11 protein-coding genes are annotated in these 13,008 nt (G+C 71.9%); 8 read left to right on the top strand and 3 right to left on the bottom strand.

Features of this window, described 5'->3' with window-relative positions:
- Window positions 1-3 precede the first annotated feature (3 nt).
- The gene (locus tag ACWDN5_RS02960) at window positions 4-3,117 is read right to left on the bottom strand and encodes a BTAD domain-containing putative transcriptional regulator (RefSeq protein WP_449674077.1); all 3,114 of its coding nucleotides are present in this window, start codon (window positions 3,115-3,117) and stop codon (window positions 4-6) included.
- Between the two features lie 126 nt (window positions 3,118-3,243).
- Between ACWDN5_RS02960 and ACWDN5_RS02955 the strand changes: the two genes are divergently transcribed.
- The 7 genes from ACWDN5_RS02955 (at window position 3,244) to ACWDN5_RS02925 (ending at window position 10,079) form a co-directional block, all read left to right on the top strand.
- Window positions 3,244-4,377, top strand: coding sequence for a DegT/DnrJ/EryC1/StrS family aminotransferase (locus ACWDN5_RS02955; protein ID WP_449674075.1), 1,134 nt, complete (start codon window positions 3,244-3,246; stop codon window positions 4,375-4,377).
- Window positions 4,378-4,400: 23 nt separating this feature from the next.
- The gene (locus tag ACWDN5_RS02950) at window positions 4,401-5,330 is read left to right on the top strand and encodes an NAD-dependent epimerase/dehydratase family protein (RefSeq protein ID WP_310968172.1); all 930 of its coding nucleotides are present in this window, start codon (window positions 4,401-4,403) and stop codon (window positions 5,328-5,330) included.
- A gap of 32 nt (window positions 5,331-5,362) precedes the next feature.
- Window positions 5,363-6,559 (top strand): glycosyltransferase family 4 protein, encoded by a 1,197-nt coding sequence (locus ACWDN5_RS02945; RefSeq protein ID WP_449674173.1) that lies wholly within the window; start codon window positions 5,363-5,365, stop codon window positions 6,557-6,559.
- Window positions 6,546-7,175 carry an acyltransferase gene (locus ACWDN5_RS02940; RefSeq protein WP_449674073.1) on the top strand — a complete coding sequence of 210 codons (630 nt, stop codon included), beginning with the start codon at window positions 6,546-6,548 and terminating at the stop codon, window positions 7,173-7,175. The genes ACWDN5_RS02945 and ACWDN5_RS02940 overlap by 14 nt, the downstream gene beginning before the upstream one ends.
- 264 nt (window positions 7,176-7,439) lie before the next feature.
- Window positions 7,440-7,949, top strand: coding sequence for a SigE family RNA polymerase sigma factor (locus tag ACWDN5_RS02935; RefSeq protein WP_310968170.1), 510 nt, complete (start codon window positions 7,440-7,442; stop codon window positions 7,947-7,949).
- Window positions 7,946-8,653, top strand: coding sequence for a hypothetical protein (locus ACWDN5_RS02930; protein ID WP_449674071.1), 708 nt, complete (start codon window positions 7,946-7,948; stop codon window positions 8,651-8,653). Before ACWDN5_RS02935 ends, ACWDN5_RS02930 begins: the two co-directional genes overlap by 4 nt.
- A 40-nt stretch (window positions 8,654-8,693) precedes the next feature.
- Window positions 8,694-10,079: a M20/M25/M40 family metallo-hydrolase gene (locus ACWDN5_RS02925; protein ID WP_449674069.1), complete on the top strand. Its 1,386-nt coding sequence runs from the start codon at window positions 8,694-8,696 to the stop codon at window positions 10,077-10,079.
- Here the strand turns inward: ACWDN5_RS02925 and ACWDN5_RS02920 are convergent.
- Both ACWDN5_RS02920 and ACWDN5_RS02915 read right to left on the bottom strand, forming a co-directional pair.
- The gene (locus tag ACWDN5_RS02920; protein WP_310968167.1) at window positions 10,076-11,032 is read right to left on the bottom strand and encodes a Gfo/Idh/MocA family protein; all 957 of its coding nucleotides are present in this window, start codon (window positions 11,030-11,032) and stop codon (window positions 10,076-10,078) included. The two genes, ACWDN5_RS02925 and ACWDN5_RS02920, sit on opposite strands and share 4 nt — an antisense overlap.
- On the bottom strand, window positions 11,029-12,135 hold the full coding sequence (locus ACWDN5_RS02915; protein WP_449674067.1) for a DegT/DnrJ/EryC1/StrS family aminotransferase: 1,107 nt from the start codon (window positions 12,133-12,135) through the stop codon (window positions 11,029-11,031). The genes ACWDN5_RS02920 and ACWDN5_RS02915 overlap by 4 nt, the downstream gene beginning before the upstream one ends.
- A gap of 149 nt (window positions 12,136-12,284) precedes the next feature.
- On the opposite strand from ACWDN5_RS02915, the gene ACWDN5_RS02910 reads away from it, so the two are divergent.
- Complete coding sequence (locus ACWDN5_RS02910; RefSeq protein ID WP_310968165.1) at window positions 12,285-13,004, top strand: acyl-ACP--UDP-N-acetylglucosamine O-acyltransferase family protein; 720 nt, start codon at window positions 12,285-12,287, stop codon at window positions 13,002-13,004.
- Window positions 13,005-13,008: the final 4 nt, after the last annotated feature.

The following is a 13,008-nucleotide window of genomic DNA, read 5'->3' as shown; positions in this document are numbered from 1 at the left end:
AGGCTACGCGAGCGGGGAAGGGCCTGGTGAGCCGGTCAGTCCGGCCGCGCTCAAGGCCTTCTGGGCGCTCATCCCCAACCCCATCGCGTAGGCGCGTTCGAAACCGTCCGCGCCCAGCGCCGCCACGACTCGCCCCCGCACCGACGACGCGTCCGGGTCACCCGCGATCGACGTCCCGCGCACGCCCGCCGCCGCGCCCAGGAGCGTGGCCGCCTGGTCCGGTGGCACCACCCCGGCCAAGCCCTCCAAGGCGAACGCCACCACGTCGCCCGCGTGCCACTGGCGTCCGGTCAGCAACGCCGACCGGTGCAGCCGGGCCGCTTCCGCGGGACGTCCTTCGGCCACGGCCAGCCACCCGAGCGAGAGCAGCGTCATCGCGCGGACCGTCTCCGCCGCGAACGAGCCGCCCGGGCACTCCGCCAGCGCCTGCTCGCACCACGAACGGGCCGCCGCCAGGTCACCGGACAGCCGGGCCAGGTTCGCCAACCCGACGCAGGCCGCCGCGCGCGACTCCGGCATGCCCGACCGGCGGGCCGTGGCCGCGGCCAGCTCGTAGTCCGCACGGGCCCGGGCGTGCTCGCCCGACAGCAGGTGGTTCCACGCGCGGCGGCAGATCAGGTCCGCGACGTCGTCCGTCGCGCCGATCTCGTGCATCAGGCCGAGCGCCTCGTCCATCAGCGGCAACGCGGCCGCGTGCTCGCCCCGCCAGGTCAGCAGCTGGGACAGGTGGTCCAGCGCCATCGACAGGCCCCACCGCTCGCCCAGCGCGCGGAACTGCGCCGCGCCCTCGCGCAGGCCCTCTTCGGCGCCCGCCAGGTCGCCGGACATCATCGCCCGCAGGCCCATGCCCATCGGCAGCAGCGCCCACGCCCAGGCGTCGCCGGCCGCCAGCAGGCCTTCGCCGCGGCCGGTCAGCTCGTCGTCGTCGCCGGGCGGGCCGGCGACGACGCCCATCAGCATCACCAGGATCGGGTTCCGGGGCGACCAGTCGCCGTCCGCCGCGTACCGCCGGACCAGCGGCAGGTACTGCTCCAGCGACTCGTCCGGATGCCCGGACAACGCGCCGAGCACGCACACCAGGAACTCCTCGGCGTACTCCTCGCGCACCTCGGGCGAGCACCGCGACACGACGGCCAGCGACAGCCCGGCGCCCTCGAACCGCCGTCCACGCATCCACCAGTACATCGCCAGCAGCGGCACCAGCCGCAGCGCGAGCACGACGTCGTGCTCGGTCGACCAGCGCAGCGCGGCCAGGAGGTTGTCGTAGTCGGCGTCCAGCCGGGCCAGCCAGTCCAGCTGCTCCGCGGTCCGCAGCTTCGGATCGGCTTCGCCGGCGAACCGCAGGAAGTACTCGGCGTGCGCGCGGTGGAACGTCTCCGCTTCGCCCGCTTCGGCGAGTTTCCCGGCGCCGAACGCGCGGATCGTCTCCAGCATCCGGAACCGCCCGCCGACGGCTTCCACCAGGGACTTGTCGGCCAGCTCCGGCAGCAGGTCGACGTCGGCGCCGCACACCTCGGCGGCGGCCGCGGCGGTCGCGCCGCCGGAGAACACCGCGAGTCTCCTGGCCAGCGCCCGTTCCTCGGCGGTCAGCAGGTCCCAGCTCCACTCGACGACCCCGCGCAGCGAGCGGTGCCGGGCCTCGGCCGTCCGGCTGCCGCGGGCCAGGAGCCGGAACCGGTCGTCGAGCCGGGCCGCGATTTCGCCGAGCTCGAGGGACCGGACGCGGGCCGCGGCCAGCTCCAGGGCCAGCGGCAGGCCGTCGAGGGCCGCGCAGACGTGCTGGACGTCGCCGATCGTCGACTCGTCGAGCGCGAACGCGGGATCGCTCGCGGCCGCGCGTTCGGCGAACAACCGGACGGCCGCGAAGTCCCGGGCCTGCGCCGCGGACGTCCCGGGCGGCGGGACGGCCAGCCGCGGCACCGGCGCCAGCTGCTCGCCGGTGATGCCGAGCGGCTCGCGACTGGTGGCCAGGACCCGCAGCCCGGGGCAGGCGGCGAGCAGGCGTGCGACCAGTCGGGCCGCCTCTTCGACGACGTGCTCGCAGTTGTCCAGCACCAGCAGCACCGGGCGGGTCCGCAACGCCGAGACCAGCCGCTCGACCGGGTTCTGCGGGCCGCCGCGCGCGCTCTCGCGCAGGCCGAGCGCGGCCAGCACCGCGCCGGCGACGGCACCGCCGCCGTGCGGGGCGAGCTCGACGAACGCCACCGGGCCGGCCTGGGCCGTCGCGACCTCGACCGCCAGCCGCGTCTTGCCGGTGCCACCGGGGCCCGTCAGCGTCACGAGCCGGGCGCGTCCGAGCAGCTCCGCCACCTGCCGCAGCTCGGCGTCGCGGCCGACGAAGCTGGTCAGCTGCGCGGGCAACGCCGGCAGGACCGGCTTCTCGGTCTCGCCGCGAAGCACCGCGAGGTGTGCTTCGGCGAGCTCCGGGCCGGGATCGGCGCCCAGCTCGTCGGCCAGCGTGCGGCGGGCGTCTTCGAACGCGGCGAGCGCGTCGGCCGGCCGTCCCGCGGCGGCGAGGGCCCGGATCAGCTGCGCGCGTGGCCGTTCCCGCAGGGGCTGCGCGGCGACGGTCTCCCGCAGGCCGGCGAGGACGTCTTCGGCCTGCCCGAGCGCCAGCCGGGCCTCGGCGTGGTCGTCCACGGCGTCCGCCCGCAGCTCCTCGAGCCGGGTGACCTGCGGCGCGGCGAAGGGCGCGTCCGCGAGGTCGGTGAACGCGGGCCCGCGCCACAACGCCAGTGCGTCGCCCAGCATCTCCGCGGCCCGCGTGTGCTCGCCGTTCTTCAGCAGCGCGCGGCCGTCGCGGGCCAGCCGTTCGAAGCGGTGAACGTCCACTTCGTCCGGTGCGACGACGAGCCGGTACCCGGCCGCGGTGAATTCGACCGGCGCGAGGTCCTTCAACGCCGTCCGCAGCCGCGACACCTGCGACTGGAGGGCGTTCGCGGCGCCGTCCGGCGGGTGCTCGCCGTACATGCCGTCGATCAGCCGGTCGGCCGGGACGAACCGCCCGGCGTCGAGAGCGAGCAACGCCAGCAGCGTCCGCGACCGCGGGCCGCCCACCGCCACCGCCGCGCCATCGGGGCGCCACGCGGCGACGGCCCCCAGCACCCCGAATCGCATGGACCCAGCCTAAGACGTCCCCGACCTGCGGTGGGGGTCACTCCAAACGGGAGTTCGGCGTGGTCCTGTGAATCACCTGAGCGTGCGTCTATACACTTCGCCGGGTCCCCACGCAATGGGAGAGGTATGTCGTCCGAGAGCATTGCCCTAGGTCAACCCACCGTGGGCGAAGAGGAGCTCGCTGCCGTAGCCGAGGTGTTCCGCTCCGGCTGGCTCGCCGGTGCCGGCCCGGCCTGCCGCCGCTTCGAAGAGCGGTTCGCCCAGGTCACCGGTACGGCGCACGCGCTGACGACCGCGAACTGCGGCTCGGCGCTCTTCCTCGGGCTCCAGGTCCTCGGCGTCCGGCCGGGCGACGAGGTGATCGTCGGCGACTACACGTTCCCGGCGACCGGCCACGCCGTCGTGCAGGCCGGCGCGAAGCCGGTGTTCGCCGACATCCGCCCGGACGTCTTCAGCGCGGACCCGGCGCACGTCGAGGCCCTGATCACGCCGAAGACGGTCGGGATCCTCGCGGTCGACGTCGCCGGCCAGCCCGGTGACTTCGACGAGTACCGCGCGATCGCCGACAAGCACGGCCTCTGGCTCTTCGAGGACGCCGCCTGCGCCGCGGGCGCGACGTACAAGACCCGCCCGGCCGGCAGCCTCGCCGACCTGGCCGCGTTCTCCTTCCACGGCCGTAAGGGCATCACCGCCGGCGAGGGCGGCGCGCTGGTCTCCGACCGCGAAGACCTCATCGCCCGCGCCCGCAAGCTGCACACCTACGGCATCGAGCCGGCCATCAGCCGCGAAGGCTCGGACACGCTGCCCATCCCGGAGTTCCACGAGCTCGGCTACAACTTCCGCCTCTCGGACGTCCAGGCCGCGATCATGAACGTCCAGCTCGACCGCCTCCCCGACCTCCTCGCCGCCCGCCGTTCGGTCGCGAAGCGCTACCACGAGGCGTTCGCCGACGTCGACGCGCTGACCGTGCCGGTGGAGCTGCCCGACCGCGAGCACCCGTGGCAGGCCTACCTGCTCACGGTCGCGCCCGAAGTCAGCCGCGACACCCTGGCCCTGCGGATCCGCTCCCAGGGCGTCCAGTGCAACTTCGGCACGTACGCCTCGCACCTGCAGCCGATCTACGGGCCTCAGGCCCCGCTGCCCGTCTCGGCCGACGCGTTCGCGCGCCAGCTCGCCGTCCCGATGCACGCCAACCTCACCGACGCCGACGTCACCCGGGTCGCCGAGGTCGTGCGCGAAGCCGTGCAGTCCCTGTCCTGAAGCCGCCGACCGAGGAGAAATTGGTGTCCGACAAGAAGGTGCTCTTCACCGGGGGCGGCGGCTTCATCGCCGCGCACGTGATCCCGCTGCTGATCGAGGGCGGCTACACGGTCCGGATCTTCGACAACATGACCCGCGGCGACCGCGCCCGGGTCAACGAGTTCGTCGCCACCGGCAAGGTCGAACTGGTCGAGAAGGACGTCCGGTACGGCGGCGCGGTGCGCGAGGCGATGCGCGGCTGCACGCACGTCATCCACTTCGCGACGGTGTCGATCAACAAGTCGATCGCCGACCCGCACGAGTCGATCGACATCAACATGATCGGCAACCACAACGTCTTCGCGGCGGCCGCCGACGAGGGTGTCGAGCGGCTGGTGTTCGCCTCGACCGCGTCGGTCTACGGCGACCCGAAGCGGCTGCCGATGCACGAGGACGACGAGCTGCGCCCGCTCACGCCGTACTGCATCTCCAAGCGCGCCGGCGAGGACCTGCTCGGCTTCTACGAGCGCCAGAAGGGCCTGTCCTGGAACGCGCTGCGGTTCTTCAACGTGTACGGCCCCGGCCAGAAGATCGAGGCCTACTACACGTCGGTGATCAACCACTTCATCCAGCGCCTCCGCAACGGCCAGCCGCCGATCATCGACGGCCGCGGCGACCAGTCGATGGACTTCGTGCACGTGACGGACCTGGCGCACGCCGTCGTCGCGGCGCTGGAGTCGGAGAAGGCCAACGTGCCGATCAACATCGGCACCGGCATCGACACGTCGATCGCGGCGCTGGCCAAGATCCTCATCGAGGCGGTCGGCGTCGACGTCGAGCCGCTGTTCAACGACCGGGACGTGCTGGTCTCGCGGCGCGCGGCCGACATCAGCCGGGCGCGGGACGTGCTGGGCTGGGAGCCGCGGATCACCGTCGAGGACGGCATGCGGGATCTGGTCAAGGAAACCGAGTGAGCACCACCGCGGGGCCTGCGCAAGGGCGTGCCATGCGCATCGCGGTGGTGAACAACTTCTTCCCGCCGCGGGTGGGCGGCAGCGCGCACATGGCGGCGTCGCTGGCGGCCCAGTTCGCCGCGGCCGGGCACGAAGTCCTCGCGATCACGGCCGCGTACGCCGACGCCCCGGCCGAGGAGGAACGGGACGGCTACCGCGTCGTGCGCCTCCCCGCGGTGAAGATGCCGCAGATCGGCCTGTCGATCGACTTCGACATGAGCTTCGCGTCCCTGCGGCCGGGCAACTGGCGGCGGCTGTGGAAGCTGCTGGACGAGTTCCAGCCGGACGCGATCCACCTGCACGGCCAGTTCTTCGACCTCTCGTGGCTGGCCGGGATCTGGGCGCGGCGGCACGGCGTCCCGACCCTGCTGACCATCCACACGCTGCTGATCAGCGACAACAAGTTGTACGGCGGCGTGTTCCGGCTGCTCGACGCGGTCCTGGTGCGGCCGATCCTGGCCTATATGCGGCCGAAGTACGTCATCCTCGACAAGCTGGGCGTCGACTACTGCGTCGCGCGGTACGGCACGAGCGACGCGAACTCGGAGTACTTCCCGATCGCCGTCGACACGGGACACTTCGCGAAGCCGGTGACGAAGGACGTCCGCGCGGAGCACGGGATCGGCGACGCCCCGCTGATCGTGTCGCTCGGGCACGTCATCCCGCTGCGCAACCGGCTGCCGCTGATCGAGGCCCTGCCGTCCATTTTGGACAAGCACCCCGGGGTGCGGGTGGTGGTCGTCGGCCGGGTCTACCACGACGCGTTCCTGAAGCGGGCCGGCGAGCTGGGCGTGTCGGACGCGCTGGTGGTGACGGGCGCGGTGCCGAAGGAGGACGTCCCGGCGTACTTCGCGGCGGCGGACATCGTCACCCACGACCTCAACGGCGGCTGCGGCACGGCGTCGCTGGAGGCGATGCTGTCGGGTACGGCGACGATCGCGTCGGTGACCGAGGACAACTACCCGGGCATCGAGCTGCGCAACGGCGAGAACGTGCTGCTGGTCCGCCCGGACGATGCGGAAGCCGTGGCGCGCACGGTGATCGAGCTGCTCGACGACCCGGAGAAGCGGGCCCTGATCGCGCAGCGCGAGAGCGAACTGGTGCGGTCGAACTTCGGCCTCGACGTCGTCGCGGAAGAGCACCTCAGGACCTTCGAGAAGCTGGTGTCGGAAGCCGATGTTCTTCGATGACGAGCGCAGCCACCGGCTGCGCCCGCAGATCCTGACCGAGCTCGTCTCGCAGTACATGAACGACGCCGAGCGCGCGCAGTTCTACGGGCTGCCCTCGACGTGCCGCGTGCGCGAGCGCGTGAAGATCATCAGCCCCGAGAACCTGAAGATGGGCGACCACTGCTGGATCGGCGAAGGCGCGGCGTTGGACGCCAGCGGCGGCCTGGAGATCGGCGAGCACACCAGCATCGGGCTCAACACGCTGATCTTCACGCACTCGAGCTGGCTGGCGAACATGACGCTGCAGAACCACTCGGGCAGCGACCTGATCGAGCGCAAGCCGGTCAAGATCGGCAAGGGTTGCTTCATCGGCGGCCTGGTGGTGATCATGGCCGGCGTGACGATCGGCGACTTCGCGACGGTCCAGCCGAATTCGGTGGTGGCCAAGGACGTCCCGCCGCGGACCTTGGTGGCGGGGAATCCGGCCCGGGTGTTCCAGCGGTACGACGAGGAGTACATCCAGTCCGAAGTGGACCGTGTGCGCGCGGAGAACGCCCGGCGGCGGGAGATCGCGGAGTCACAAGGGCAGAACACTTCGGGCTGGGGAGCCCCATCGGGCGACTACTCGGAGGAGTAGCGATCCGGCATGGCCCAGCGGCCCTGACGTGGATGACGGCGGCACCGGCGCCGGACGCCGGCGCCGCCGTCGTGAAACCGCCCGATCCTCCCGGCGGCGAAGTCTCTTCGCACGGAACCGCACGCAGGACTCTAGTACTCGGTGACCCAGCGCGAGATATCGGTTACACAACGTTTCGATGAGCTTCGGTATACGCCGGCGAGATCCACGAAGCAACCTTTCCCTGCCCCGGCCGTCGCTGGAAAGGACGGAACGAGGTGATCCATGGCGCGCGGCGACGAGGAGTTCGCGGAGTTCGTCCGCGTGTCGTCGGCTCGGCTCACGCACGCCGCGTTCCTGCTCACCGGTGATCGCCACCAGGCCGAAGACGCCGCCCAGACCGCCTTCACGCGCACCTACGCGGCCTGGTCGCGGGTGCGGCACAAGGACGCCTACGGCTACGCCCGGACCGTCCTGGTGAACCACGTCATCGACGGCTGGCGGCGCCCCATCCGCGAGTACGCCACCGAGGCCATGCCCGAGCAGCAGGACCGCCTCGACGTCGACCAGGCCGTCACCCAGCGCGCGTGGCTCACCGCGGTGCTCAAGACGCTCACCGACCGCGAACGCGCCGTCGTCGTGCTGCGGCACTTCTTCGACCTGCCCGAAGCCGACGTGGCCCGTGAGCTCGGCGTTTCCCTCGGTACCGTGAAGAGCACGAACTCGCGGGCGCTGGCCAAGCTGCGGGTCGAGGCGGACCCGGAGGACACGCTGATCGGAGGGAGCGGGCGGTGAACGAGCTCGACGACTTCCGCGCCGCCCTCCGGCAGCCGCCCGAGGTGCCCTTCGCCGAACCCGATCTCGCCGGGATCATGGCCGGTGGGAGGCGTATCCGACGTCGCCGGCGGCTGCTGACCGGGACCGCCGGGGTCGCCGCCGCGGCCGCCGTGGTGCTCGTCGTGGTGTTCGCCATCCAGCTGCGGCAGCCCGCGCCCGCGCCGGTCGCGCAGCCGCCGTCCCCGGCCCCGGCCGTGTCGACGACCGCCGGACCGCCCGCGGAGCAGCCGATCGGGGACGTCGTCGGCACCGGCATCCGGACCGCGGCCGGGGAGCTCGTCTTCTACGCGCGGGCCATCGACCTGCCGGAACTGCCGGGCACCCGGTTCGGCCTGGTGGCCGGTCTCCGGTCCGGGGCCTCGCTGCGGGCCCTGCAGGTGACGAACGAGTTCCGCGGCTCCGACCGCTCGTTCGGCTTCCACGCCACCGACGGCGGCGAGACGGTCGGCAACCAGCTCATCCCGGTCTTCGGCTACTTCGCCGGCCCGGCGGCGCGGATCACCACCACGGTGCACGGCAAGACGATCGAGGCCCGGCTGGCGACCTGGACCGCGGACTCGACCGTGGTCTTCTTCTGGTTCGACCCCGTCGAGGTCCCGAACTCCGCCGTCTTGACACCCCTGATCGCCTTCGACGCCGACGGAAAGCGGCTCACCAAGTAGGCGGTACCCGGCCACGCGATGCGGGCGTAAGACGGGCACCGTGACCTCTCGACGAGCGTTCCTCACCGCCACGGCCGCGCTGGGCGTGACGGCCGCCGCCCCGGCCGGTGCCGCCGAACTCGGGGACCGCGGGCCCGGCGGCCCGGTCCGCTCCCAGCGTCCCGACGCCGAGCTGCGGGCTTTGCTGCGCCAGGTCGACGAGCGGCGGATCGAAGCGACCGTCCGCCGGCTGGCCGCGTTCGGCACCCGGCACACGCTGTCCGCCCAGGACGACCCCGCCCGCGGCATCGGTGCCGCGCGCGACTGGCTCTTCGCGCAGTACCAGCAGATCGCGGCCGCGTCCGGCGGCCGGCTGAGCGTCGAGCTCCAGTCGTACGTCCAGCCGCCCGCCGACCGGATCCCGGTGCCGACGCAGATCACCAACGTCGTCGCGACGCTGCGTGGGTCCACCGATGCCGGCCGCGTGTACGTCGTTTCGGGGCACTACGACTCGCGCCGCACCGACGTCATGGACTTCACCGGGGACGCGCCGGGCGCCGACGACGACGCTTCGGGCGTCGCGGTCGCCCTGGAGCTGGCTCGGGTGCTCTCGACGCGGCAACCGGCCGCGACGATCGTCTTCGCCGCCGTCGCGGGTGAGGAACAGGGCCTCTACGGCTCGCGGTTCATGGCGCGGCAGTTCAAGGCGGCCGGCACCGACGTCCAGGCGATGTTCACCGACGACATCGTCGGCTCGAGCCGCGCCGACGACGGCACGCGCGCCCCCTTCACGATCCGCCTCTTCGCCGAGGGCGTGCCGACGGCGGAAACCCCGGCCGAAGCGAACCTGCGCCGCAGCATCGGCGGCGAGAACGACTCCCCGCCGCGGCAGCTGGCCCGGTTCGTGAAGTCCGTGGCGGAGAACGACGCGACCGGCATGACCGTCCGCGTCATCCACCGCCGCGACCGCTACCTGCGCGGCGGCGACCACATCGGCTTCCTGGAGCAGGGTTACCCGGCGGCGCGGTTCACCGAGCCGAACGAGGACTTCGCCCACCAGCACCAGGACGTCCGCGTCGAGAGCGGTGTCCAGTACGGCGATCTGCCGGAGTTCTGCGACTTCCCGTTCATCGCGCGGGTCGCCCGGGTGAACGGCGCCGCGCTGTGGTCGCTCGCCACGGCGCCGGGCACGCCGAAGGGCGTCAAGATCCGCACGGCGGCGCTGACGAACGACTCGGAACTGCTGTGGGACGCGACACCGGGCGCGACGGGCTACGAGGTCCTCTGGCGCGAAACCACCGCGCCGGACTGGACGCATGCGATCGGCGTCGGCCCGGCGCTGACGGCGAAGATCGACCTGTCCAAGGACAACGTCTTCTTCGGCGTCCGCGCGGTGGGCCCCGGTGGCCGCCGGAGCCCGGCCGCGTTCCCGGTGCCGGTGAGCTAGGCCGCGGCCTGCGTCAGAACCTGCTCGACGACGTGGTGCGAGGGCAGGATCAGGTCGCGCTCGGTGTCGGCGTCGATCTTGCCCTCGAGCAGGTCGCAGAAGCGGTCCAGCTGGGTGGCGAGCGGCTCGCGGGCGGTGACCAGCTCCGGGATCTCGATGACCGTCTGCTGCCGGTAGCCGAGGCCGTCCGGGGTGACGGAGTCGTGCGAGACGTGCCGGTAGATCGTGACGTCCCGGCGCAGCAGGTCGATCTCGATCAGCCGGTCGAGCTCGGAGACGACCAGCGAGCGGACCTTCTTCTGGCCCAGCCGCGAGGCCGAGACCGTGGCCAGGCCGGTCGGGAAGGACAGCACCGTCTCGATGGTGTCCTCGGCGCCCTCGACCGACGACGGGTGGAAGTACCCCGCGCCGGACGTCACGCGGGCCGGGGTCGCGCCGCCGAAGAACTGGATCGCCAGGTCGACGTCGTGCACCAGCAGGTCCCACGCCACCCCGGTCTTGATGCGGGGCGCGTACGGGCCGTGGCGGCGGGCCATCAGGTGCACCGGCTCGTTCACCAGCGCCCGCGCGGTCATCACCGCCGGGTTGTAGCGCTCCAGCAGCCCGCACATCAGCGGGATGTCGTTCTTCGCCGACAGCGAAACGATTTCCTGGGACTTCTCGAAGCTGTTGCAGACCGGCTTCTCGACCAGCATCGGCTTGCCCTGGCGGAAGATCTCCTGCGCCAGGTCGTAGTGCACCTCGGTGGCCGACGCCAGCACCACGGCGTCCACATCGGACAATTCGCCGATCTCCGGTGTCCACCGCGTTTCGTACCGGTCGGCGACGGCCTTGCCCGCTTCCTCGCGCGGATCGATCACGCGGACCAGGTCGACGCGCTCGTTCTGGGCGAGCACGCGGGCGTGGAGGGAACCCATGTTCCCGGTACCGACAAGAGCGATCCGATGCGTCATGCGCCCAGTACCTCGCGAACGGTTTCGATGATGGTGTCCAGGTCGGACTCGGTCAGGTGCGGGTGCACCGGCAGCGAAAGCGCCTGCTCGGCGACCGACTTCGCGACCGGGAAGTCCTCGACGCGCGCGCCCGGGATCAGGTCGTGACCCGCGTAGCAGTCGTAGTCGAAGACGATCTTGGGGTAGTAGATGCCGTTGCCGATGCCGCGCTCGGTGAGCGCCGTGGCCAGCTCGTCGCGCGAGAGGAACGCGTGCGGCCCGACCAGCACCGTGTACTGGTGCCACACGTGCTCGCGGCCCGGCAGCACCTGCGGGACGTCGAGGCCCGGCGTGCCGGCGAGCCCCTCGGACAGCCGCTTCGCGTTCGCCTGGCGGGCGGCGGTCAGCTGGTCGAGCTTCGCCAGCTGCGGAATGCCCACGGCCGCGTGCAGGTCGGTCATCCGGTAGTTGTGGCCGGCGACCTCGTACTGGTACCGGGCGCGCATGCCCTGGTTGCGCAGCACGCGCAGCTTGTCGGCCAGCGCGTCGTCGTCCGTGGTGATGACACCGCCCTCGGCGGTGGTGATGTTCTTCGTCGCGTACAGAGAGAAGCAGCCGATGCCGAACGAACCGGCCGGCTTGCCCTCGAACGACGCGCCGACGGCCTGCGCCGAGTCCTCGATCACCTGCAGGCCGCGCTCGGCGGCGAGCGGCGCGAGCTTGCCCATGTCCGCCGTCTGGCCGTAGAGGTGCACCGGCATCAGGACCTTCGTGCGGTCCGTCACGGCCTTGGCCACGGCGTCGGGGTCGATCGCGAAGTCGTCGCGCCGGATGTCGGCGAAGCGGACGGTCGCGCCGGCCTCGAGGATCGCGTTCAGCGTCGCCACGAAGGTGAACGGCGAGGTGATGACCTCGTCACCCGGCTGCAGGTCCAGCACCTGGAGGGCCGCGACCAGCGCGGTGGTCCCGTTGTTGACCGCGATCGCGTGCTTCGTCCCGGAGACCGCCGCGAAGGCGTCTTCGAAGCGCTTGACCATCGGTCCCTGTGCGATGGCGCCGGAGCGCAGCACCTCGACGACGAGGTCCTCCGCGTCGCGGACGTCGACCACAGTGATGGGGATCATGGGCAGTCTCTCTCGGCAGGCGATTTCGGTGCGTCCGGTACAGTGAGCCGCCGGTTCTGCGCCCGGCCGCCCTGCAGCAACGCGGGCCACACGTTACCGGGCGCGGCAGCACGCCCAGTACCCAGCCGCCGACGAACGGATACCCGCCCGTGGCCAACCGCATCCACCCGACCGCCGTCATCGGCGAAGGCGTCGAGCTCGGCGAGGACAACGTCATCGGGCCGTTCGCGGTGATCGCGGGCCCCACGCGGATCGGGGACGGCAACTGGATCGGCCCGCACGTGACCATCGGCACGCCGGGCGAGGACCGCGGCCGCCCGCACCCGGCGGCCTGGGAAGACGCCCCGGCCGGTGACCCGGATCACGACGGGCACGGTGTCGTCATCGGCAGCCGCAACCGGATCCGCGAGTACGTGAGTGTCCACCAAGGGACCTGGCGGACAACGACGGTCGGCAGCGACGGCTACTACCTCCGCAACTCCCACATCGCGCACGACTGCCTGGTCGGCGACGGCGTGACGATCGCGTCGAACGCCGTCACGGGTGGCCACTGCCACATCTGGGACGGCGCGAACCTCGGCATGGGCGCGATCCTGCACCAGAAGGTCGTGATCGGGCCCGGCGCGATGATCGGGATGGGCTCGGCGGTGCGGCGCGAGATCGGCGCGTTCACCATCGCCGTCGGCAACCCGGCCCGCGTCACCGGCGTCAACGTGGTGGGCCTGTCCCGCCGTGGTCTCGACGAGGAGACGATCGAGGCTCTCGGGCCGTGGCTGAAGGGCAAGGAAGGTCTCCCGGACGTCACACTGCCCGGCGACCTCTCTACCTTGGTAAAGGCGTGGGACGCTCGCCCGCGCGACGAGCACTAGGAGT

This window comes from Amycolatopsis sp. NPDC003731 (genome assembly GCF_053586895.1).
Note: the sequence above shows the minus strand (reverse complement) of the source record. Positions and strands in the feature narration are given on the sequence as shown.